This window comes from Flavobacterium micromati (assembly GCF_900129585.1).
Taxonomy (GTDB): domain Bacteria; phylum Bacteroidota; class Bacteroidia; order Flavobacteriales; family Flavobacteriaceae; genus Flavobacterium; species Flavobacterium micromati.
On the sequence record NZ_FQWF01000014.1, the window covers coordinates 67,267 to 88,138 of the forward strand.

The window sequence follows — 20,872 nt, forward strand, 5'->3', positions numbered from 1 at the left end:
AATTTAATTTTCTACAAATAACAATCAATCACATGAGAAATATTGCCATAATTTCGCTATTTGCTATTGCTTTTTTGTCTGGCAGTTGTAATGCTCAAGTCAAACCAAATGATATTGCCATAAAGGACGATGTGAAAAATTATAAACTAGAGATTGTTGCCTCTGATATTGCAATTCCTTGGGGAATTGCTTGGTTGCCAGACGGAACCATGCTAGTAACCGAAAAAAGTGGCGTTTTGTATCACATTAAAAATGGTTCAAAAACTGAAATTAAAAATGTTCCCACAGTCTATACTCGCGGACAAGGTGGTTTACTAGACATTGTTTTACATCCTGATTATGCCAAAAATGGTTGGATATACATCACTTATTCTTCTGATGAAGGCGGAGGCACCGGTGGAAATACTAAACTTATTCGAGCTAAATTATTGGACGGAAGTCTTACTCAGATTGAATCACTTTATAAAGCAACGCCAAACACTACGAAAGGACAGCATTTTGGTTCCCGAATTGTATTTGACAATGATGGCTACTTATATTTCTCAATTGGCGAACGTGGTGAAGAATTTGTCAATCCGCAAGATTTAAAACGTGATGGCGGAAAAATATATCGATTAAATGATGACGGAAGCATTCCTAAAGACAATCCATTTGTGGGTCAAGCGGGAGTAAAAGAGGCTATTTACACATACGGAAATCGCAATGCGCAAGGTATCGCAAAAAATCCTGTAACAGGCGCTATTTGGGCACACGAACACGGACCTAAAGGTGGCGATGAAATTAACATTATAAAAAAAGGAGCTAATTACGGCTGGCCAGTAGTTACATTTGGTGTTAATTATGATGGATCACAAATCACTGCCGAAACGGAAAAAAAGGGAATTGAAAAACCTATTTATTATTGGGTGCCTTCGATCGCCCCAAGCGGAATGGCATTTGTAACTGGAGACAAATATCCTGATTGGAAAGGCCATTTATTAGTGGGTTCTTTAAAATTTCAATATCTTGAACTGGTAAAACTGAAAGGAAATACGGTTATTGGCAGACAAAAAATAGCAACTGATATTGGTCGATTGCGTGAGGTCAGACAAGGACCAGATGGCTTTATCTACATGGGTGTTGAAGGAAAAGGAATCGTTAAAATTATACCAAACTAAATGTTATTGAATACAAAGTTAATTACAGGTTTTGTTGCAATTGCGCTAACAGGAATATCGGTTTTAAAACCATTTTCAAATGAAAATTATTTTGATTTGGATACTAAAAAATCCGCTGTATTAGTAATAGAATCTCCAGGAAAGGAAATCTATCTTGATTTTTGTATCCAATGTCACGGCGCTAATGGAAAAGGAGATTCAAAGAATTTCCCTCCGCTTGACGCTTCTGATTGGCTGAAAAATAAAAGAACAGAAAGTATCGCAGCGGTCAAGTTTGGACAAAACGGCGAAATAATGGTCAATAAAATCAAGTACAACAACGCTATGCCGGCAATGGGACTTTCAAATCAAGAAGTTGCTGATGTGATGAATTATATTATGACTTCTTGGAGCAATAAACAATCAAAAATTGTTACCGAAAGCGAAGTTGCAGCAATAAAAAAATAGATTTTAATGGCGATTAAATTTATAAAACCATTAAGAGCATTAACTTAATGTTGCTTAATTTTCTTCATGGTTAGAAAAAAGAGCCTTTTACTTCTTACTGGTATAACTCGATTCGCCAATTATAAAAAAGGCGATTAAATTTATAAAACCATTAAGAACATTAAGTTTAGTTAAGTCTTATGTTGCTTTATTTTCTTAATGGTTAAAAAAAGAGGCTTTTACTTCTTACTGGTATAACTCGATTGTCATTGTCCAATAATTTATTTTCTGACGTGAGTCTTTCAATTACTTTTTATTCCAGTTCAGAGACGCTTCCAGCGTGACAAACGGAATGATAGCACCAATTATAAAAAAGCCGTTTAAATTTATAAAACCATTAAGAGCATTAAGTTGGTTAAGCCTTAATGTTGCTTAATTTTCTTAATGGTTAGAAAAAGAGGCTTTTACTTCTTACTGGTATAACTCGATTGTCATTGTCCAATAGTTTATTTTCTGACGTGAGTCTTTCAATTACTTTTTATTCCAGTTCAGAGACGCTTCCAGCGTGACAAACGGAATGATAGCACCAATTATAAAAAAGTCGATTATATTTTCAAAACCATTAAGAGCATTAAGTTGGTTAAGCCTTAATTTTGCTTAATTTTCTTAATGGTTAGAAAAAAGAGCCTTTTACTTCTTACTGGTATAACTCGATTGTCATTGTCCAATAATTTATTTTCTGACGTGAGTCTTTCAACTACTTTTTGTTCCAGTTCAGAGACGCTTCCAGCGTGACAAACGGAATAATAACGCCAATTATAAAAAAGCCGTTTAAATTTATAAAACCATTAAGAACATAAAGTTTAGTTAAGTCTTATGTTGCTTAATTTTCTTAATGGTTAGAAAAAAGAGCCTTTTACTTCTTACTGGTATAACTCGATTGTCATTGTCCAATAATTTATTTTCTGACGTGAGTCTTTCAACTACTTTTTGTTCCAGTTCAGAGACGCTTCCAGCGTGACAAACGGAATAATAACGCCAATTATAAAAAAGCCGTTTAAATTTATAAAACCATTAAGAACATAAAGTTTAGTTAAGTCTTATGTTGCTTAATTTTCTTAATGGTTAAAAAAAAGGCTATCTATAAAAAAGTCGATTATATTTTCAAAACCATTAAGAGCATTAAGTTGGTTAAGTCTTAATTTTGCTTAATTTTCTTAATGGTTAGAAAAAGAGGCTTTTACTTCTTACTGGTATAACTCGATTGTCATTGTCCAATAATTTATTTTCTGACGTGAGTCTTTCAATTACTTTTTGTTCCAGTTCAGAGACGCTTCCAGCGTGATAAACGGAATGATAGCGCCAATTATAAAAAGTCGATTAAATTTATAAAACCATTAAGAACATTAAGTTTAGTTAAGTTTTATGTTGCTTAATTTTCTTTTGGTTAAAATGAAAGTTGTGATAGATTCACAAATGGTTTAATTAGTAAAATAAGTAATGTTTTCGTTTCTTCCTTTTAAAAAATCAAATTTCTTTAAACTAAAAAAGATAACCCACCGAAAAACCTCCGTAATAATTTACAGGATTTCCTGGATAAAAATAACGTGGTGCAGCATTACCAAAACCAACGGCATTAGGCAAAATATTAGCTGCATACTTCGTGTTTAAAGCATTGTTGACTCCAGCATTCAGCTCTACTTTTAATATTTTAAGTATCGTAAAAACATAAGTGGTTTTTAAATCAAGTAAAGAATAGCGCTCGCTATATTTAGCATTGGAATCATTTAATGGAATTTCGCCCATCGTTCTAAAAGAGCTGTTAATGCTAAAACCTTTTTTAATATTGAAGTCAAGTCCAAAATTAAATTGATTTTCGGGAACGCCCGTTAATTGATTTCCAGAATAATTAGCATTCCCATCGATAAACTCTTTAAACTTAAAATTATTCACTGATCCTGAAATATAAGGTGTGATCTTAAATTTATTCCATGCTGTTAAATTATAGTTTACTAAAAATTCCAATCCGCTGTGCGAACTACTGCCAGCATTAATACCAACAAATTGATCTTCAGCAGTGCGTCTTGCCACCAATAGATTTTTTATTTGTGTGGTGTATAAAGTTACCTCTGTGTACAACTTGTTTTCAAGCCAATTCCCTTTGAAACCTATTTCGTAATTCCAACCTATTTCTGGTTTTAGAGTGGTGTTGATTTGTCCCTCGGGAGTCAACGTCTCTGCAACTGATGGAGTTGAAAATCCATTACTCACTGACGCAAAAAAGTTTTTACCATTTGAAACTTTATAAGACAAGCCAATTCTTGGCGACAAAACGGTACCAAAAGTAAATGGCTCTTTTATGCCAGTAGCATTATTTTCAAAAACATTCTGTAATGAGTATTTCGTTCTATTAAGTGCTAAACCTGTCTCCAAATGCAATTTTTTTGAGAGTAATAGCACCATTTGTAAAAAGTAATTGCTGTAATTTCGATTTTGTTTTATAGCACTGAATTTATCGCCTTGCACACTTCCTTGACCGGGTTGCGACCGATATAAATTTCTAAATAGTGCGTATTCATAATTTTCATATTGTATTTCGGTACCTAAACTTAGTTCCATTGGCAAAGTCAGCAATTGATCTTTATAATTTATGTTGGCACGAAATCCAATTGCGGTAGTTTTATCATCAATAATGTCAAAAGGTCTCGGCTCGTACGCGTCTTTCGAATTAGAAAAAATACTGGTTTGCATCGACCATTTATTAGAAAAACGATGTTCATATCCTAATCCAACCATAAATTTGTCATAGGACTCAAATCCTTGTGCAGCGGCCCAAGTCGGAGCAGCCCTTTCAGGATTATTCATGAAATCGGTTTCATTTATAGAACTGGGAATAAAAGCTTTCAAGCGCGTAAAGACTCCTAAAAAGGACAAAGTGCCATTAGAACCTATTTTTTGTTTGCCATGCAAATTGAATGATTTTCTTTTGTACGAACTATTAGCTCTAAAACCTTCAATATCTAAATCGGTATAACTTGCAAATAAATTGGTTTTCGCATCGCTGTATCCTGCTGAAAGTCGCTGTTGCAACAATCCAAAACTTCCAAAAGTAATTGTTGATTTCCCAAAAGACTCCATCAAGGTCGTTTCTCTAGAGAACAATTGAATCACTCCTCCTAAACCAGAACCAAAACTAGTTGCATTTGGTCCTTTTATAATTTCTATTTTTTCGATTGAGGCTAAATCAATATCATCAATAGTAGTTTCACCTTCGCCAGAAGTCAATGGAATTCCGTCAAAATAGGCTTTTATTTTATTGGTCCCAAATTGCGATCGTGAACCAATACCGCGAATGGTAATTCTATTAGTATTCAAAGCGCCCTGCTGCATGGTGACGCCCGGAATTTTATTTAAAACCGGCGTCAATATAATTCCGTCACTTTTATCAATGTCGGCAGAAGTAATTACAGAAACAGAAGCTGCCGTATTTTGCAGTACATTCTTAATTGGTGAACCTTTTAGCGTAATTCCAGAAAGTGAGATAGTGTCTTTTTTTACTTGACCCAAGACTGAGAAAACGCTTAAAAAAAAAGTGAAGATATAGAAAGATTTTTTGAACAATTGCGATAGTATTTAAATGAAAAATGAAAGGATAAAGTAACCTAATAATCTGTAGTTCCAATGTATTATAAAAAAATCGCAAAAAAATAAGTGCGACCTTCAATAGAACTCCAATTTTACCGTTAGTGACTTTAACGATAAACTTATTGCAACAAATAAATTTAATTTTTTAGAATAAATAACGGACAATTATGTTAAAATTTAGCCACGCTGCAAAACTATAGTAAAAAGAGATTCTTTTAAAAATATATCTTTGCCGCGCTTTTGTATTTCACAAATGCCGCCGTTCTGCCCCTCTTTTATAAAATCTAAAAAAATTATGAAAAAATCATTGTACCTCTATATCGCACTTCCAAGTCTATTATTAACTTTTACATCTTGCAATAATAGCAAAGCTAAAGACAGTGAAAATGAAAACAGTGTTGAAAAAATAGCGCAGATTAAAACAGATTCAATAGCAAAAAGCAAGTCTGTAATAATTGACACACTTGATTATAACAAGAAGTTAATTGCTATGAGTAATAACGATACTACTGGTAGGTGGCCTGTAAAAACGCCATATCCACTGCCGGGAGCAATCTTACCTTACAACAGAATTATTGCTTTTTACGGTAATTTATATTCCAAGAGAATGGGTGTTTTAGGAGAATTTCCCCATCAAGAAATGATTGCAAAACTGCAAAGTGAAGTGGCTAATTGGCAAGCTGCTGACGCTACCGTTAAAACAATACCAGCATTGCACTATATTGCAGTTACAGCCCAAGGTGCCCCAGGAAAAAATAATATGCATAGAATGCGCATGCCTTTCAAACAAATTGACACTGTTATCAAATGGGCAAAACCCATAAACGCTCTGGTGTTTTTGGACATCCAAGTGGGACACAGTAGTGTAAAAGAAGAAGTCGAGCAACTAAAATCCTTTTTTGCTTTACCAAATGTGCACTTAGGAATTGACCCCGAATTTTCAATGAAAAGCGGAGAGCGACCAGGCTCGAAAATTGGTTATTTTACTGCAGATGATATCAATGACGCTATTGATATTCTGGCTGATGTTGTCCGAAAAAATAAGCTTCCGCCAAAAGTATTAGTCGTACATCGATTTACCCAAGGCATGATTAAAAATTACAAAGACATTAAAACCGTACCTGAAGTTCAAATTGTGATGCACATGGACGGTTTTGGCAGTAAAGTTTTAAAAAGATCAACTTATTTGCGTTATATCTATAGAGAACCGGTGCAGTTTACTGGATTCAAATTATTTTATAAAAATGATAACTGGAATGATTGGAAAATGTATGAACCAGAAGAACTAGTAAAATTTACTCCAAAACCCTTATACATTCAGTATCAATAAAATCAAAATTGTCGCATGAAAAATTATTTTTTTCCGCTTATTTTAGGTTTTTTATTTTTGACAAGCTGCCAGTCAGAAACTCGGAAAACGTTACCTAAAGTTCCCGTTGAAACTATTACTGTTCCTAAAAAAGAAGTGATTGTCAATAAAGTTATGGCTGGTGCCAAAGCGATTCTTTCGAAAAAAGAAGTTCCTATTTTATGTTATCACAACATCAAAAATTTTAGCGCTAACTCCGGAGAAATGACAAAGGTTTATAGTGTAAAACCATTAGATTTTGCCGCCCAAATGAGAGCATTAGCCGATGCCGGTTATCAAACAATTCTACCAGAACAGTTATACGACTATCTACTTTATGATGGAAAGCTTCCGACTAAACCTATAATGATCACTTTTGATGATACTAGGGAAGAGCAATTTAGCATTGGCGCCACCGAAATGAAGAAATATAATTTTAAAGGAGTGTTTTTTATAATGACAGTTTCCATAAATCGTCCGGGATATATGAGCAAGGAACAAATTAAGAATCTTGCTGATGATGGCCATATTGTGGCTGCACATACCTGGGATCATCACATGGTAACAAAATATTCTGGTGACGACTGGAATACTCAACTGGTTATGCCAAAGGCAAAACTGGAAAAAATTGTTGGTAAGCCTGTAACAGACTTTGCTTATCCCTTTGGTTTATGGAATCCCTCCGCGATTCCTGAATTAAAGAAAAGCGGTTATCAAATGGCTTATATTTTATCAACAAAAAGGGATTCAGTAGATCCGCTTTATACAATACGGCGTATTATCGTGTCAGGAACGTGGTCAACAGAAAAGATGATGAAATCTATAAGTTCTTCATTTAACTAATTCGTTTAATTATTGATTAACAATTTTTTTTAATAACGTTATCTTAACATACAGAAAGAATTGTTGAAGGACTTTTGTGAAAAATTAAATTATAGATTATAATGGAGCAGATTTACGTAATAATGTTGATTGTTTTAGGGATACTGGCTATTATTGACTTAATAGTTGGCGTTAGCAATGATGCTGTTAACTTTTTAAATTCTGCTATCGGTTCTAAGGCTGTATCTTTTAAAACAACCATGATTGTGGCAAGTTTAGGAGTATTAGTTGGCGCCATGTTTTCCAGCGGAATGATGGAAATAGCAAGAAGCGGAATTTTTGTGCCAAGCATGTTTAGCTTCAATGACGTGATGATTATTTTTCTTGCCGTTATGATCACTGATATTTTGTTGTTAGACGTATTCAATTCGCTTGGCCTACCTACTTCAACTACAGTTTCCATTATTTTTGAATTATTAGGAGCAGCCGTATGCTTAGCGCTCTACAAAATATACACAACTGATGATTCTTTTGACAATTTAGGCATGTATATTAACACCAAGAAGGCTACAACAATTGTTTACAGTATCTTACTCTCGGTAGTTTTATCCTTTTCATTAGGTAGTTTGATCCAATACATTTCCCGTTTAATTTTTACTTTTCATTATGAAAAAAAGCTTAAATATTTCGGAGCAATTTTTGGTGGCGTAGCCATTTCTGCTATCACTTTTTTTATATTAATTAAAGGACTAAAAGGAGTTTCATTTATATCAAAAGAGCAATTTTCATGGATCGATAAGAATCAGTTTTTAATTCTAGGGGTAAGCTTTGTTGTTTTTCTTGTACTTTCACAAATACTAATTCAATTCTTTAAAATCAATATTTTACGTGTTATTATTCTTATTGGAACCTTCGCTTTAGCATTAGCTTTTGCTGGAAATGATTTAGTTAACTTTATTGGAGTTCCAATTGCTGCGTTCAACTCTTATGAAATTTTCCAGCACAGCGGCGTTTCTAGTGATGAGTTTATGATGGGCGCTCTAGCAAATAACGATATAGTTGCACCTTTTTATTTTTTATTAATAGCAGGCGTTGTAATGGTAATCACTCTTTGGACTTCTAAAAAAGCTAGAAGTGTTATTGAAACCGAATTAAGTTTATCCAGACAAGGAGATGGCGTAGATAAATTTTTACCCAATACTGCATCAAGATTTATTGTACGATTAGGAGTGAATATTGGCGAAGGAATAAATTATTTTTTACCAAATAAACTACAGATAAAAATTGATGAACGTTTTATAAGTGTTACAAAACCAACAAAAAACCTCAAGGATGAGCCAGCTTTTGACATGGTTCGTGCATCTGTAAACTTGATGGTTGCAAGTATTTTGATATCTATTGGTACCTCCTTGAAATTACCTTTATCAACAACTTATGTAACGTTTATGGTTGCAATGGGTAGTTCATTTGCCGATAGAGCTTGGGATAGAGAAAGTGCTGTTTATAGAATTGCAGGAGTTTTTAAAGTGATTGGTGGCTGGTTTTTTACAGCATTTATAGCTTTTATTTTGGCATTTATAATGGCTTATATCCTAAAAGTAGGTGAAGTTTTCGCCTTCGTTGGATTATTACTTTTGTTGGGAATAATGCTATATAGAAGTTCTCGAAAGCATAAAGAAAAAGTAAAAGAGGAAGACGAAGTTAAAAGTCTTCGCAAAGAAGATATAGCAACTGTTAACGAAATGATTACTGAGAGCTCATCTCAAATCGCAAAAGTATTTCGTAAAACTAGTGCATTGTATTCTAATTTAATTGATAATTTAAGCTTACTGGATTTAGCAAAATTAAAACAGAACAAAAAAGACCAAAAGAAGCTCGAAAAAGAAATTGATGAGTTAAAAAGCAATGTTTTTTATTTTATCAAAAACTTAGATGACAATTCAGTTGAAGCAAGTAAATTCTATATTTTAATTTTAGGTTATTTACAAGACATGGTTCAATCTATTGATTTTATTACGGCTAATAGTTATTCGCACGTGAATAACAATCATAAGAAATTAAAATTCAACCAAATCAAAGGTCTTAAAACTATTGATCAACAGTTGCAAAACATGCTACAATCATTAGAAGAAAGCTTTAAAAACGAAGATTTTCATAAAATAGATTTAATTTTAAACGAAAAACAAGTTTTATTAGATACTGTTTCTGAGTTAATTTCGAAACAAATTAAAACAATTAGAACTACAGAAACGAGTCCAAAAAACAGTAAGTTATATTTTGGACTACTTTTAGAAGTAAATGATTTAGTGAAATCTATCGTGAATTTACTAGAATTATTTAAGGAGTTTAATAAGTTGAATAAGAAATAATTAAAATAAATTTAATTGTATTTTAAGAAGGATTTGTCACGCTGGAAGCGTGTCAATACTGTTGACATCTTCGTTTTTTTTTCACATAATATTTGTCACGCTGGAAGCGTCTCAATAATGTTGCTCTCTTCGTTTTTTTTCACGTATTATTTGTCACGCTGGAAGCGTCGCGATGCTATTGCGTTCTTCGTTTTTTTTTACGTAATATTTGTCACGCTGGAAGCGTAATATTGCTCTCATTTGCTGTGATGCTTCCAGCATGACAATCGGCGTTGGTTGTTATACGGAGTTCCTAGACTATTACTCTCGTTTGCTGAGATGCTTTCAGCATGACAATTGGAGGCAGTTGCAGTGCAGCGTGAATTTGTCACGCTGGAAGCGTCTCAATACTGTTGCTCTCTTCGTTTTTTTTCACGCACTATTTGTCACGCTGGAAGCGTCCCAATGCTGTTACTCTCTTCATTTTTTTTCACGCACTATTTGTCACGCTGGAAGCGTCTCAACACTGTTGCACTCGTTTGTTGAGATTTTGCCACGCTTGAAGCGTCGCAGTATAGTTGCTCTCGTTTGCTAAGATGCTTACAGCATGATAATTGGAGGCAGTTGTAGTGCAACGTGAATTTGTCACGCTGGAAGCGTCTCAACACTGTTGCTCTCGTTTGTTGAGATTTTGCCACGCTGGAAGCGTCTCAATACTGTTGCTCTCGTTTGTTGAGATGCTTTCAGCATGACAATCGGCGTTGGTTGTGGTGCAGAGTTCCTAGACTATTGCCCTCGTTTGTTGAGATGCTTTCAGCATGACAATTGGAGGCGGTTGTAGTGCAGAGTTGCACTATCGTTGCTCTCGTTTATTGAGATGCTTCCAGCATGACAATTGGAGTCGGTTGCAGTGCAGAGTTCCTAGACTATTGCCCTCGTTTGTTGAGATGCTTTCAGCATGACAATTGGAGGTGGTAGTAGTGCAGAGTTGCACTATCGTTGCTCTCGTTTGTTGAGATGCTTCCAGCATGACAATTGGAGTCGGTTGCAGTGCAGAGTGAATTTGTCACGCTGGAAGCGTCCCAATACTATTGCTCTCTTCGTTTTTTTCACGTACTATTTGTCAAGCTGGAAGCGTCTGAATAATGTTGCTCTCGTTTGTTGAGATACTTTTAGCATAACAATTGGAGGTGGTTGTATTTCAGAGTTGCAATACTATTACTCTCGTTTGTTGAGATGCTTCCAGCATGACAATCGGCGTTGGTTGTAGTGCAGAGTTCCTAGACTATTGCTCTCGTGTGTTGAGATGCTTCCAGCATGACAATTGAAGTACATCTAACTGAAAAAAAAGCACTATCAATTCCTAAAAATTCGATAGTGCTTTTTTGATTAAAGAAAAATAATTTATCTCCCTGACAACCAACCTTCAGGGTCGTTATAACTTGTGTTTTGGAGAATTAAAAACTTAATAATCGTTCTCCCGGTTTCACCATTAGTTCTAACTGTACCGATGCTTTGTTTTATGTTGACCTTATCTCCCTTGCTAACACTTACTGAACTTAGATTTTGGTACACTGTAAAATAATCACCATGTTGTATCATTACTGCTCTATTTACTGGTGATAAGATAATCACGCTCGCTACTTCGCCCCCAAAAACAGCTCTCGCAGTTGCGCCACGATCCGTTGTGATTTCTACACCACTATTGTGTACCGTAATCGTATTAAACAAAGGATGTGTTTGGTTTCCATATCCTAATGATATGTAGCCTTTCTCTACTGGATAAGGGAGTCGGCCTCTATTTGCTCTAAAATTATCGGCAATTATTTTAGCCTCTGGAGTTAATTCAATTTTTGATGATGAAACTGATGTCTTAGAAACTGCTACGCCCGGATTTGCTTTTGCTTTTTCTAAAGCCGCTTTTCTATTTGCGGCAGCAATCGCTTCCCGAATTAATTTGTTTATTTGTCTATCAATAGTGCGGTATTCTTGTTGCTTTTTGCCAATTTCTTTGGCTATTTTGTTTTTATCTTTCTTTAAAACGTTTACCAACTTTACTTGTTGTTGTTTTTCTTTTTCTAATGATAAGCGCTCTTTTACATTTTCAGCAATCAATTTTTGCTTCGCGATTTTTTGAACTGATAATTTATCATTAAAATCAGAAAGTTTATCCGATTTAACTTTAATTTCCTCACCTTGCATTTTCCTGTAGCCCGTATATTGTTTCATATACTGCGCTCTTTTATAAGCTTGTAAAAAACTTTCTGAAGATAATATAAACATCGCTCTACTTTCAGTGGATCTACTTTTATATGATTTCACAATCATTTTAGCATAATCTTCTTTTAAAACAAGTAGTTCTCTTTTTAATTTATTTATTTGCATTTGATTAATATACATGTCGTTACTCAGCAACTTAGTTTGCTTTTCAGTAGTGTTTATTAATTTTTCTTTCAGCTTGATTTTAGTGCTTTGAATAATTACAACATTAACCGCCGATTTCTCTTTTTTCTTTACGCTTTGTAGTAGTTTTTCATTTTCTCGAATCTCTTTTTGAATTTGAGCTTTACGTTCTTCTAGTTTTTCTTGTTGGGAATCCTGACTCCACAGTAATGAAGTCATGCAAATAAAAATAAGGCTTAGGAGAAATTTTGGCATGTTGAAAAAATATTTTTGCAAATTTACTTAATTAAAATTCTTTCGTACCCATTTGGTACACTATATGGAAAAGAAAGTTCTTCATTGAAAGAAACCGAGTTGTATTGCATATTAATTTCGGTATTCCCTTTTTTCTGAAATGTATTGATTAATACGTTGGAAGGAAGCGTCGCGTCATTATAAGATATGTTATTATCATAAGCTACTTTGATCATTCGCTCCTCCGCAGTTTGCGTGATTTCCTGTTTTTGGACTAAAAAATTATTGGCATTTAGAAAGAACGATTTTTTTGTATTAGCCTTTGAGGTGTCATCTAATCGATACGTTTGGTCTAGAAAGGACTCTACGTATTTACCTTTCGTTAAATCATCAATTACTTCACCCAGTAGCATGTTTTGAATTTTTTTGTAATCTAAATCAGTTCCTAACCACGCACTCAAACTGCTAAAGTCTCCTTCAAAATACTTATTATTGATTTTTTCGTAATAACTCACTGTTGTAGGCGTAATCAATGCTTTAGCCATTGTTATTCCAAAAAAACGAATACTTACAAGAATTTGTTCGTCTTTCTTAATTTTAATTTCAGCGGTAACATTTTGTGTTTGCTTGTCATCAACATAGCGCGCATTTGACTTTATGTATAATGTGGAAAATTGATTTTTATTGTTATAATAATTCTCAATTATTTTTTTGGCAGACATTTTATTGGCTATCGTATCAGGTTCATTAGCAGCTGCAATTGCAACTGCCTTTGTTTTACATGAGGCCATAATAATTGTTAATACTACTAATAATACTGTTTTTTTCATCGCTTTTTATCTTTTAATAATTGATTGGCTTTAGAGAAATACTGTTCTTTTTTCTTGAAATCTCCAAGTCCGTTATAGGCTTCTCCTAATTGAATATTGAAATTTATTTCTAAGTCTAAATTCTCCACTACATAATCCATACCCATTTCTAGAAAGTCCTTGGCTTTCTTGAATTCTTTCATTTGATTTTTAGCTAATCCGGCATAATAGTAAAACTGAGGTTGTGTTGGGAAAGTATCTACTAATGCAATTGCTTTACTAAATACAAAGTCAAATTGCCGTAATTCAGTATGCGCTTGAAGCAAAAGTAAATGTGTTTCAATTGTGTCTCCTAACCCGTTGCTAAGCGATATTTCATAGTATTTTATGGCATTCTCCCATTGCTTTTTGACATGGAAAAACTTCCCCACTTCTTTAGCTTCATCAACGGTTTTATCGTTTTCAAAATAACCAACAGCTTTCTGTAAATCAGCACCGTATTGCGGATTGATATCTGTAAATATCAAGAATTCATTTAAAATCCTATGCTTGATTTTAGTGTCTATTTTGGCACTTGCCAAAACAATATTCATTGCTTTAATGGCTTTTGGCGCATCGTTATTATCCAAATAAGTTTTAAATAAAGTCACTTGAGCCCACTCCGAATTTGGGATTGCTTTTTCGAGTTTTTGAACAATTTCAAAAGCTTTAGCTTCTTCATTATTTTTCGAATACAAAAAAATCAAGCTTAGATAATTAGACTCCTCGTTTGGGTATTTTTCTATTTGCGATATTAAATTACTAATCTCAATATTTTGAAATTTACCTTGTGATAGTATTTGACTTTTATACAATTCCCTTCGATCTGTTTTGCCAATAGTCTCATCAAGTTCTTGGATTAAAACTAATGCTTTTTCAAATTGATTGGTTCCCATGTATAGTGAAGCAAGATCTTCTTTATATTTAGGATCAAATTCAATTAATTTATTGATGATGGCTATCCCTTGAGATAAATTTTTAGTTTCATAACTTACGTCGTACATCCCTATCCAAAACCATTTATTTTTAGGATCAATCGCTGCCGCACTCTCAAAGGAATCATACGCATTTTTATAATCTTTTAATGCCAAATAATTTTTTCCTAATTCAAAAGAAACAGTTGCATCATTTGGTTTTAATTTACTTGCTTTGTCTAACGCTACTATTGCTTTATCATAATTTTCAATCCCTTTTTGGAGCAAAGATTCATAAAAAAGTTCTTGAAATTGATCTGTATCCAACTTGATTTCCTCAGGCTCTACTTGCGCCCATAGCAAAGCCGACTTACTTTGTAAGACTAGAAATAGTATAATAAAAAACTTTTTTTGCATAATTTTTTTCTACTTCAATTAGTGGAGACAAAGTGGGACTTACTCTATAACCGAATAATCTCCAATACTAATACTAGTAAAGTTCCCATTAAAACTGGCGTGATTCCCTATCATTGCATTGTCCAAAGTCGCATTTTTTATATGAGAATGCGTTTGAATTAAGCTGTTTGTAATAACACTATTTTGTACAGTACATCCATCTCCCAATGAAACGTTTGGGCCAACGGTTGAGTTTGTCAAAGTTACATTTTTACCAATATAACAAGGCGGAATGATTGTAGCGTTTTCCAATTTCACATCGTTATCTACTAAATGTTCGCCGTCATTATGAAGAAAACCTAATAACCTAGAATTAGTTTCTACCGTGACATTTTTATTACCGCAATCCATCCATTCATCAACTTTGCCTGGGACAAATACCATTCCTTTAGCCATCATTTGCTTGATTCCGTCATTGATTTGGTACTCGCCGCCGTGAATGATGTTGTTGTCTAAAACCAATTGTAGTTCATTTTTTAAAACAGCCACATCTTTAAAATAATAGATTCCAATTACAGCAAGATCAGAAACAAATTCGGCTGGTTTTTCTACTAATTCTACAATTTCATTAGCTTCATTTAATTTCACAACACCAAAAGCCTCGGGTTGATCCACTTGTTTGACCCAGATAACACTATCTGCATTTTTATCTAAATCAAAATCAGCACGTATCAGCGTATCAGCATAAGCGATTACTGCTGGTCCGGTCAATGAATCTTTAGCACACATAATGGCATGACCAGTTCCTAGAGCTTCGTTTTGGTAATAAATGGTTCCTTTAGCGCCGAGTTTAATTGCAATTGCAATTAATTCTTCTTCTACTTTTGTGCCAAAAGTTTCATGGATGATAAAGGCGACTTCCTCTATGTCTTGTTGCAAAACTCCTGCAATATCTTCGACCAAACGGTGCACGATTGGCTTACCAGCAATAGGAATTAACGGTTTAGGAATTGTTAAAGTATGTGGGCGAAGGCGTGATCCACGACCAGCCATTGGGACAATTATTTTCATTTATTTTATTTTTTAACCGCAAATTTCACGAAGATTTTCGTAAAGTTTGCAATGATTTTTATTATTTTATTTGGCCACAGATTAAACGGATAAAACCGATTACCGAAGATTTTTTATTGAAGTTTCTGGCCTTTTAAAACTACTGATTACTGAACACTAACAACTGAACACTAACTGCTGCAAACTGAACACTGAGCTCTACTTCACTCCCGTACTACCAAAACCACCTTCTCCTCTATCGGTTTGGGATAACTCTTGTACTTCGATCCAATCAGCGCGTTCGTGTTTACCGATGATTAGTTGGGCGATGCGTTCTCCGTTTTGCACGATGAAATCTTGATTGGATAAATTTACTAAAATCACACCAATTTCCCCTCGATAATCGGCATCAATTGTTCCTGGCGAGTTAAGCACTGTGATTCCGTTTTTGAAAGCGAGACCGCTTCGTGGTCGCACTTGCGCTTCGTAGCCTAATGGTAAGGCAATAAAAAGTCCTGTTTTTACAATCGCTCTTTCTAATGGTTTGAGCGTTATTGAAGCAGCAATGTTAGCTCTCAAGTCCATTCCTGCCGAAGCTATGGTTTCATAGCTAGGCAAGGCATGCGCTGATTTGTTGATGATGTTTATTGTCATTTTATGTTTTTTGTATGAAACTGTAAACGCGTATTTATCTTGTTAGTGATCGCTATTCTATGTGCTAGCCGTGATGGAAGTGGAAAGCCTTTTTTTATAAAATTGTATTTTTTCTTGGCTAAAAAGAGCGACCAGCGGAAGCTCCTTTTTAGACTTAGAAAAAAACAATTTTAGGAAAAAGCTTGAAACGTCCCGAAGCCTCGGGAGCGCGATCAGCTCCTTGAAATTAAAATTCTAACTCGGTTTTCGTTTTATAATTTTTATTAATATTAATTTTTCGTTGTGGTATATAAAATAAAGAAAAAGCATTAATAACGGGATTCCCACGAAATAATTCTCTCGAAAACCGTAAAAAGAAATTGCTGAAAACCCGATGGAAATAAGCAGATACATCCCTATTTTATTGATGTCATACGGAATAGGATAATATTTATTGCCAAAATAATAAGAGATTCCCATCATGCTTCCGTAGGCGGCAATCGTTGCAATTGCGGATCCGTAATAACTCAGTGTGGGAATTAGCAAGAAATTGAGCACTAGTGTTATTATAGCTCCTACTATGGAAATGTAGGCTCCATAATAAGTTTTATCAATCAGTTTGTACCAAACGGAAAGATTAGTGTAAATGCCTAAAAAGAAATTTGCCAATATGATCAGCGGTACTACTTTCATGGCCTCCCAATAGGATTGGTCTTGGATCATGATTATTTTTAACACATCGGCGAAAACGATTACCGACAGTAAAATGAATGATCCAAATATGACAAAGTATTTAGTGATTGTGGCATACGTTTGTGGTGCATCTTTGCTGTCAGCATGACTAAAAAAGAAAGGTTCGATTCCTAATGTATAGGCAGTGCGGTACAAGACCATGAATAATCCGAGTTTGTAACAAGCGGAATAAACACCCACCTCAGCAGCAGCAACATTAGGAGGCAATAAGTAGCTTAATAAAATTTTGTCGAATTGCTCGTTGATGGCAAATGCGATTCCAGCAATCATGATGGGCATGCCGTACTTCATCATTTTTTTCCAAAGAAGGTAATCAAAATGCCATTTAAGCTTTAAATAACTAGGCGAAAGCACTATGAATGTGACTAAGCTCGCTACGATATTAGACACGAAAATATATCCTATTTGGAAATCCTCAATATATAAATTGCTTAATAAATGCTCTGGATTTGATTGCGCTATTGCTGGCAATGAAATTAAAAAGAAGATGTTTAGAAACAAGTTTACGGCTACGTTTCCTATTTTAATAATGGCGTATCGTGTAGGTTGTTGATCGATTCTTAACTTGGAAAACGGAACTATAACTAATGCATCGAGTACTAAAATCCAAATGGTGTATGTAATATATTGTTCCTCGATTCCTGACCAAAGAGCTAATGTATTTCTAAAAAGTAATGCAATAAATAAAAAGGTAAGTGAAGTCCAGAAGATCGAAACTGAACTTGTTTCTACTACTGAATTCTTATTAGTTTCCTTATTATAAAATCTAAAAAATGACGTTTCCATTCCGTAAGCCAGAATGACATTGAAGAAAATCATGTAAGCAAAAATGATCGATACTTTTCCGTACTCGGCTTTTGGAAGTAAATCAGTGTATAATGGCACTAACAAAAAACTGAACATCCGCGGAATTACTGTTGCTAATCCGTAAATAGCGGTTTGTTTAAAAAGATTTTTATATAATCCCAAAATGGTTTTTTATTAAAATTAAAGGTACAAAAATAACCATTTCTATCTTTTAAAGGGTCAAAGAGGCTAAATGTTTTGAGAGACTTAGGTGGACTGATTTTTAGTTTGAAGTAAACTTCTTTTCAGTCAGGTTTGTGATTTTGAAATACTGGGTTTTGTCATTGTTCTTATATTCCAAAACGGCTTCATCCCGTTTTAAATCAAAATTAGTTTTTTTTAGAACAGGTGCTTTGTTTCCGTATTCTTTTTCAGCGTCAGCATCTAAAATAATATCAGTAGTTGTATTGATTTCTTTGAAATGAGCTTCGAACGTAGTTTGAGTTGTTTCGTCAATTATTGCCGATTGATTGCTAAAGTAAACTTTTTCTAACGTAATGTTTTGCGCCAATGGCTTTTTAAATTCGATGTACAAATGAATTTGGTTTTCGCTACTCGGTCCACTCTTTTTTTGATAGAAAACCGACTTGATTTCCTGCGGAAATTCGGATTCCAGTTCTTGTTTCATAGCACAGAAAGTTAGGTTAAGTGTAATTATAAATACCGAAATTATTGTGAAATATTTTTTCATTACTATTGAATTAGCTGAGTCCGTTTTCGTTTAAAATCTTAAGAAAGTGAAATCCTTTAGGCACGTAGCCTTGGTTGAAATAAAAACGATGCGCGGTGAAGTTTCCGGTAAAAGCGTCTAATACGATCATTGTACAGCCCGTTTCTTTGCCTATGATCTCAATATAATCAGTCATCATTTTGCCAATGCCTTTCATGCGATGCTCCGGATGAACAATAAAATTATCTATTTCCAAGTATTTACCAGACCAGAGTTTAGTCCCAGACCACAGTCCCGACAGCCCTACACAAACCTCATTTTCAAAAACGGCTATTTGTTTGTAATTATGAGGAATCATATCCGATAGATACGCATCGTATTTCTCTAAACTGAAATTAGTATATAAATATTGCATAACGTGGAATTGCGCGAGCATTTCTTGTTTTGTGGTGAGTTCTTTTATTTGTAGTGCCATGTTTGATTTTAAAAGGGTAAAATTAGATAAAAATTGCTGGGATAGAAAAAGAAAAACGGGAGAACTCATTTTTATCATACGCAACTATTTTTGTAAACAGGATGCAAATTATTTCCGACCTTTTTTTGAAATATAAAAATTGCTTAAAAACACCTTATGGTAGAAAAGTTTATCGGAATTCACGGAATTCCGATAACAAGTGGTTGTAAAATAATTCTGAATTATCTAGTTTTGAATTCAGAAATTATAATGTATAATAATTAATACGTGTACAATGGTAAAAATATCAAATTTAATCCCTTCTCAAAGTGATAGCTTTGTGAGGGGTCTTTTAAAAATAGTTGCAGTATTTGCAGCCTTTTTTATGTATTCCTGCAATGATGACGATGCAGTGCCTGCAACTGAACGTTTGTTTACAATCCAACTAGGAGATAAAAAGTACAAAGGAATCAATGCATCTGTAGCAGCAATAAAAAATTGTGAAAGACTTTCAATAGCGACTGGTTATGATAAGCCCGATGGTCATTTTTCTATTAATTTCGATATACTAAAAAACGGAGCTTTGCATAAGGTAACACTAGTTGACTTTACTCGAGGAGGTGACAATAATTTTGAAACAGCAGATTTCAACCCTGTTGCATTAATGAAAATTACAAATTTTAAATATGACGAAGCTACAAACTATGTGCATTTTGAATATAGTGGCGAATTAATTATCGTGCGTAGTGCTTTTGATCCCACAGATAAAATTTCACCTCGATTGAACATTCAAGGTGTGGTTACTATTAAAGACCTTATGGATTATGAATGTAAAGCTTTTGTACCCTCAGTACAATTTAAAATTCCTACTATAACATTTACTGGCACGAGAGCTAATGCAACATACGATGCTAGCTTAAATACTAATCCTTATATACATCGTTTTTATTCAAATAACGGATACCGAGCCATTATTAAATCGAAAGTAGATTTATGGAATCTGGATAAAGGAACCTATACTTTTGACCAAAACACCATAGAGAATAGAATTGATCTAGAGCAATACACTGGCATTTTTAGAGCCACTCAATTATTATGGATTCGTACCCAAGATTGGAAAAAATTCCAAACATCAGGGAGTTATACCATTAAAGAACACTTGATGATAAACGGTCTAAAAGTAACCAAAGGCGAAATGAACTTGCAAGTTTATGATAATGGAGTGCTGTTACATAGCGTAAGTAATGGCAAATTTGAAGTTTTAGGGTTTAACTAAACAGCGGCTTTGCTTAAAAATATAAGGGTTTCACCGTATAGTCAAGCCCTTTTTTAAACCATTTTTCGCTCTTGAGTCTTGTAATAACGATGTAAGTGATCATAAATAATTAATTCATAGTGTCGTTGCCGAGAGGTGAATTACCTGTTGACCATCATGTGGATGTGGCTACTTAAAAAATCCAAAAACGGAATATCTAGTTTTAATGAAATAACTGCAACTACCACTGCAATAGCCGTTTTCTTATCTTGAATTATTTTAAACAATTCTGGAAAATGATTTTGCGCTTTTCCTGAAACAAAATCATCTATATCTTGTGATTTCCTGTAATGCGCATCCCATTGGTTTATTTAAAACTTTATCGGCGTTGGATTCTCTCTTGAAAGAAAGTTGCAAATTATCAATTTCAAGATATTTATCAGACCAGAGTTTAGTTCCTGACCACAATCCCGACAGCCCTACGCAAACCTTATTGTCAAAAACGGCATTTTGTTTGTAATTATTAGGAATCATATCCGATAGATATGCATCGTATTTCTATAAACTGAAATTAGTTTTAGTACATGACAAAAATATATTTTACTGATTACCAGTAAAATAAACGACATTATATTAGGAAAAAAGACCGATGTTTTGTAAATTATAAGAT

The 20,872-nt window shown here is 34.1% G+C and carries 17 protein-coding genes; 6 read left to right on the top strand and 11 right to left on the bottom strand.

Going from position 1 to position 20,872, the window contains the following annotated elements; genetic code table 11:
• Positions 1 to 32: 32 nt before the first annotated feature.
• Together BUB42_RS14570 and BUB42_RS14575 are read left to right on the top strand one after the other, a co-directional pair.
• A complete protein-coding gene (locus tag BUB42_RS14570) occupies positions 33 to 1,157 on the top strand; it encodes a PQQ-dependent sugar dehydrogenase (RefSeq protein WP_073021662.1) in 1,125 nt (374 codons plus the stop codon).
• Positions 1,158 to 1,604, top strand: coding sequence for a c-type cytochrome (locus BUB42_RS14575; protein WP_073021664.1), 447 nt, complete (start codon positions 1,158 to 1,160; stop codon positions 1,602 to 1,604).
• 1,521 nt (positions 1,605 to 3,125) lie between these two features.
• On the opposite strand, the gene BUB42_RS14580 is transcribed toward BUB42_RS14575, so the two are convergent.
• Positions 3,126 to 5,150 carry a TonB-dependent receptor gene (locus BUB42_RS14580; protein WP_244533940.1) on the bottom strand — a complete coding sequence of 675 codons (2,025 nt, stop codon included), beginning with the start codon at positions 5,148 to 5,150 and terminating at the stop codon, positions 3,126 to 3,128.
• Positions 5,151 to 5,523: 373 nt separating this feature from the next.
• On the opposite strand from BUB42_RS14580, the gene BUB42_RS14585 reads away from it, so the two are divergent.
• The 3 genes from BUB42_RS14585 to BUB42_RS14595 all read left to right on the top strand — a co-directional run bounded on the left by BUB42_RS14585 (position 5,524) and on the right by BUB42_RS14595 (position 9,767).
• Positions 5,524 to 6,558: a hypothetical protein gene (locus tag BUB42_RS14585; protein ID WP_073021668.1), complete on the top strand. Its 1,035-nt coding sequence runs from the start codon at positions 5,524 to 5,526 to the stop codon at positions 6,556 to 6,558.
• A gap of 15 nt (positions 6,559 to 6,573) precedes the next feature.
• Positions 6,574 to 7,419: a polysaccharide deacetylase family protein gene (locus BUB42_RS14590; protein WP_073021670.1), complete on the top strand. Its 846-nt coding sequence runs from the start codon at positions 6,574 to 6,576 to the stop codon at positions 7,417 to 7,419.
• Between the two features lie 101 nt (positions 7,420 to 7,520).
• Entirely contained in the window at positions 7,521 to 9,767 is a 2,247-nt protein-coding gene (locus BUB42_RS14595; protein ID WP_073021672.1) for an inorganic phosphate transporter, read from the top strand.
• A gap of 1,383 nt (positions 9,768 to 11,150) precedes the next feature.
• Here the strand turns inward: BUB42_RS14595 and BUB42_RS14600 are convergent.
• From BUB42_RS14600 to BUB42_RS14635, 8 genes are all read right to left on the bottom strand, one after another.
• Positions 11,151 to 12,404 carry a murein hydrolase activator EnvC family protein gene (locus BUB42_RS14600; RefSeq protein WP_073021674.1) on the bottom strand — a complete coding sequence of 418 codons (1,254 nt, stop codon included), beginning with the start codon at positions 12,402 to 12,404 and terminating at the stop codon, positions 11,151 to 11,153.
• A 23-nt stretch (positions 12,405 to 12,427) separates the two neighbouring features.
• Positions 12,428 to 13,213: a lipoprotein insertase outer membrane protein LolB1 gene (locus BUB42_RS14605; RefSeq protein WP_073021676.1), complete on the bottom strand. Its 786-nt coding sequence runs from the start codon at positions 13,211 to 13,213 to the stop codon at positions 12,428 to 12,430.
• Positions 13,210 to 14,562 (bottom strand): tetratricopeptide repeat protein, encoded by a 1,353-nt coding sequence (locus BUB42_RS14610; protein ID WP_073021678.1) that lies wholly within the window; start codon positions 14,560 to 14,562, stop codon positions 13,210 to 13,212. Before BUB42_RS14610 ends, BUB42_RS14605 begins: the two co-directional genes overlap by 4 nt.
• A 39-nt stretch (positions 14,563 to 14,601) precedes the next feature.
• A complete protein-coding gene (locus tag BUB42_RS14615) occupies positions 14,602 to 15,612 on the bottom strand; it encodes a sugar nucleotidyltransferase (protein ID WP_073021680.1) in 1,011 nt (336 codons plus the stop codon).
• Between the two features lie 198 nt (positions 15,613 to 15,810).
• Positions 15,811 to 16,245, bottom strand: coding sequence for a dUTP diphosphatase (gene dut, locus BUB42_RS14620; protein WP_073021682.1), 435 nt, complete (start codon positions 16,243 to 16,245; stop codon positions 15,811 to 15,813).
• A gap of 234 nt (positions 16,246 to 16,479) precedes the next feature.
• On the bottom strand, positions 16,480 to 17,946 hold the full coding sequence (locus tag BUB42_RS14625; protein WP_073021683.1) for a lipopolysaccharide biosynthesis protein: 1,467 nt from the start codon (positions 17,944 to 17,946) through the stop codon (positions 16,480 to 16,482).
• Positions 17,947 to 18,046: 100 nt separating this feature from the next.
• Complete coding sequence (locus BUB42_RS14630) at positions 18,047 to 18,514, bottom strand: hypothetical protein (RefSeq protein WP_211517692.1); 468 nt, start codon at positions 18,512 to 18,514, stop codon at positions 18,047 to 18,049.
• 10 nt (positions 18,515 to 18,524) lie between these two features.
• On the bottom strand, positions 18,525 to 18,968 hold the full coding sequence (locus BUB42_RS14635; RefSeq protein WP_073021697.1) for a GNAT family N-acetyltransferase: 444 nt from the start codon (positions 18,966 to 18,968) through the stop codon (positions 18,525 to 18,527).
• Between the two features lie 274 nt (positions 18,969 to 19,242).
• On the opposite strand from BUB42_RS14635, the gene BUB42_RS14640 reads away from it, so the two are divergent.
• Positions 19,243 to 20,223, top strand: a complete 981-nt coding sequence (locus tag BUB42_RS14640; RefSeq protein WP_073021686.1) for a hypothetical protein — start codon at positions 19,243 to 19,245, stop codon at positions 20,221 to 20,223.
• 140 nt (positions 20,224 to 20,363) lie between these two features.
• Here the strand turns inward: BUB42_RS14640 and BUB42_RS16845 are convergent, their stop codons facing one another.
• Together BUB42_RS16845 and BUB42_RS14645 are read right to left on the bottom strand one after the other, a co-directional pair.
• Positions 20,364 to 20,489: a hypothetical protein gene (locus tag BUB42_RS16845; protein ID WP_262987410.1), complete on the bottom strand. Its 126-nt coding sequence runs from the start codon at positions 20,487 to 20,489 to the stop codon at positions 20,364 to 20,366.
• 37 nt (positions 20,490 to 20,526) lie between these two features.
• Entirely contained in the window at positions 20,527 to 20,736 is a 210-nt protein-coding gene (locus BUB42_RS14645; protein ID WP_073021688.1) for a hypothetical protein, read from the bottom strand.
• Positions 20,737 to 20,872: the final 136 nt, after the last annotated feature.

Coding starts and splice junctions, on each gene's coding strand:
- BUB42_RS14600 (WP_073021674.1), bottom strand. CDS start 12,404: ATGCCAAAATTTCTCCTAAGCCTTATTTTTATTTGCATGACTTCATTA.
- BUB42_RS14610 (WP_073021678.1), bottom strand. CDS start 14,562: ATGCAAAAAAAGTTTTTTATTATACTATTTCTAGTCTTACAAAGTAAG.
- BUB42_RS14605 (WP_073021676.1), bottom strand. CDS start 13,213: ATGAAAAAAACAGTATTATTAGTAGTATTAACAATTATTATGGCCTCA.
- BUB42_RS14570 (WP_073021662.1), top strand. CDS start 33: ATGAGAAATATTGCCATAATTTCGCTATTTGCTATTGCTTTTTTGTCT.
- BUB42_RS14575 (WP_073021664.1), top strand. CDS start 1,158: ATGTTATTGAATACAAAGTTAATTACAGGTTTTGTTGCAATTGCGCTA.
- BUB42_RS14630 (WP_211517692.1), bottom strand. CDS start 18,514: ATGAAAAAATATTTCACAATAATTTCGGTATTTATAATTACACTTAAC.
- BUB42_RS14585 (WP_073021668.1), top strand. CDS start 5,524: ATGAAAAAATCATTGTACCTCTATATCGCACTTCCAAGTCTATTATTA.
- BUB42_RS14645 (WP_073021688.1), bottom strand. CDS start 20,736: ATGATTCCTAATAATTACAAACAAAATGCCGTTTTTGACAATAAGGTT.
- BUB42_RS14640 (WP_073021686.1), top strand. CDS start 19,243: ATGGTAAAAATATCAAATTTAATCCCTTCTCAAAGTGATAGCTTTGTG.
- BUB42_RS14595 (WP_073021672.1), top strand. CDS start 7,521: ATGGAGCAGATTTACGTAATAATGTTGATTGTTTTAGGGATACTGGCT.
- BUB42_RS14635 (WP_073021697.1), bottom strand. CDS start 18,968: ATGGCACTACAAATAAAAGAACTCACCACAAAACAAGAAATGCTCGCG.
- BUB42_RS14590 (WP_073021670.1), top strand. CDS start 6,574: ATGAAAAATTATTTTTTTCCGCTTATTTTAGGTTTTTTATTTTTGACA.
- BUB42_RS14615 (WP_073021680.1), bottom strand. CDS start 15,612: ATGAAAATAATTGTCCCAATGGCTGGTCGTGGATCACGCCTTCGCCCA.
- dut (WP_073021682.1), bottom strand. CDS start 16,245: ATGACAATAAACATCATCAACAAATCAGCGCATGCCTTGCCTAGCTAT.